The following is a 2,349-nucleotide window of genomic DNA, read 5'->3' on the forward strand; positions in this document are numbered from 1 at the left end:
CCTCGCTGCAGATCTCGGCGCAATACGTCAAGGACCTGTCCTTCGAGAACCCGAACGCGCCGCGCAGCCTGACCCAGCAGGCGACGCCGCCGCAGGTCACGGTCAATGTCGACGTCCGCACCCAGCAACTGGCCGAGAACGCCTTCGAGGTGGTGCTGCACATCAAGGCCGAGGCCAAGACCGGCGACGCCGCCACCTTCCTGTGCGAGCTGAGCTATGGCGGCGTGGTCGCCCTGGCCAATGTGACCAAGGAGCAGACGGCGCCGCTGCTGCTGATCGAGGCGCCGCGCCTGCTGTTCCCGTTCGCCCGGTCGGTGATCGCCGAGGCGACCCGCAACGGCGGCTTCCCGCCGCTCTTGATCCAGCCAATCGACTTCACCGAGCTGTTCCGCCGCCAGCTGGCCGCCCTGCGCGCCCGCTCCGAGGCCGAGGGCCAGCCGAGCGTGAACTGAGGGTTTCCGCCCTCTCTGTCTGTCATCCAAATCCCCGACTAAGGCTGGAAGTGCGGTCGGGAAGGGGCAGAGTTGGGGAGCGGTGGTGGAAGCCGGGGGATCTTTGGCGCTAGATGCTCGTCGAGCGAGTCCAGTTTTGGAGATCTGCACGTCAGGCGGGTGTCGGCGGGCATGCCGCTGGGCGGCGGTGCTGAGGGCCGGAGTGGCGAGGGCTGGTGGTCAGGCGGCGCAGGGGGCGAGTGCGGGCGGCCCGACGGCGAGGGCGAGGCGAGCCCGGTCGGCGAGTTGCCGGCGCGGTGCCTGGGAGAAGCGGAGCAGGGTCTCGCGGGCGTGGCGGACGACCTTGCCGATGCCGTCGAGCAGGACAAAGCGCAGGCGCTTGGGCCGGGCGTTGTGCAGGTCTTCGGGCAGGGCAGTGCGCTTGAAGGCGGAGAGCAGGTTGTAGAGCAGCACGTTGAGGCGGAACCAGGCAGCGTTGGCGGCGAAGTTGGCGGCTGGCAAGGCCTCGGCGGCGAGTTCGTTGGTCAGGACGTGATGGGCGTGCTCGACCGTGCCGGCCTTGCCGCGCTGCCAGCGGATGAGATCGAGGCCACAGCCGTCGGCAGGGTCGGGCAGATTGGTGACGACGGCGTAGTGGCGCGTGGAGCTGCCGTCGGCGAACAGGACGCCTTGCTTCTTGGTGATGCGCAGCACCAGGTAGCGCGGCGGCGGCGGGCTGTCGCGGTTGGCGCGTCGATCGGTGGGGACGTAAGCCACTTCGGCCCAATGCCGTACCGCGTCGGCTTCGTCGCCGGCGTCTTGCCAGGCGGTGGCCGGCAAGGCGGCGATGGCGGCGGTCAGCCCCTGGCTCATGTCAGCGCTGATGGCGTAGCCGTGCTTCTTGTCGTCCAGCCAGCGCAGCGTGTCCTGCTCATAGGCGGCGCTATCGGAGCGGACCAGCAGCCGTTTGGCGCCGGCCGCTTGCGCCACCGCGGCCGCTCGCTGGAGCACGCGCAGATGATCGCCGTGGGCCGGCACATTGCCAGCGCGGAACTCGTCGACCAGGATGATGTCCTGCTCGGCCCAGACCGCGATCATCGGGTGATAGCCGGTGCGCCCGTCCCAGGTCCGTTCAGCCTGGCGCTTGCGGCTCTCCAGGATCGTCGCGTCGAGGTCGATGGTGGCCACCGTCTGCGGCCGCCGCTCCTGCAGAAAGGCGATGAGCCGCTGGTTCACCTGTGCCAGCCCCTGCAGTCGCTCGCCCTCGCCGGGGATCTGGGAGCGCTCGCCCTGCCACAACGGCAGGGCCGGCTGATCGAAGGCGTCGAGAAAGTCGCGGGCCGTCTGCGGCGCGGGAAAGCCGTGCCCGAGCAGCGCTTCCAGTGCCCGATCCTCGCGCAGCATGGCGAGATCCTCGCAACGTTCGCCCCCGACCACCCACAGGGCAAACAGGCTCTCTGCCATCTGCGACGCGGTCAGGCCACGCGCCCGCTGCTTGATCGCCACCACGCGGTCGAGTTCCGCCGCCGCACCGCTGACCCGGAACGCCTCGATCAGCAGCGGCACCCCCGCATGCGCCGTGACCAGGCTATCGTCGATCGCGTCATCGATCTCGAACGGCAATCGTGGCCCTGCCATCGCAGCCCTCTTTTCCACACCCGATGGGTGAAAGATAACAAGAGCCGGAATCGCCCCGCCACTGGCCGCCGCGCGGCAACCGTCGCAATCTACCCGGGAATTATGGTGTCATCCCCGGGCTTGACCCGGCAATCCAGAGGGTCTCGACATCGTCTGAATGCCCGGGTCGAGCCCGGGCATGACAAAGTTGTGTTTGCCGAGGCCCCCGATGACTGACACCCCGATCCGATGGTTTCGCGACGACCGGCTGGCGCGGCTGCGGCTGCAGCGGCCGGCGCGG

Annotated in this window: 2 protein-coding genes; one reads left to right on the forward strand and one right to left on the reverse strand. The window is 69.2% G+C overall.

Annotation, left to right across the window (positions count from 1 at the left end; all coding sequences use genetic code 11):
- Window positions 1–452, forward strand: a 452-nt coding sequence (gene secB / locus AAAB35_RS19510; RefSeq protein WP_340669934.1) for a protein-export chaperone SecB, incomplete at its 5' end; no start/stop codon positions are given.
- Between the two features lie 219 nt (window positions 453–671).
- Here secB and AAAB35_RS19515 read toward each other — a convergent pair.
- Entirely contained in the window at window positions 672–2,054 is a 1,383-nt protein-coding gene (locus tag AAAB35_RS19515) for an IS1380 family transposase (protein WP_186002979.1), read from the reverse strand.
- Between the last annotated feature and the right edge of the window lie 295 nt (window positions 2,055–2,349).

The organism is Phyllobacterium sp. (genome assembly GCF_037994425.1).
GTDB lineage: Bacteria > Pseudomonadota > Alphaproteobacteria > Rhizobiales > Rhizobiaceae > Phyllobacterium.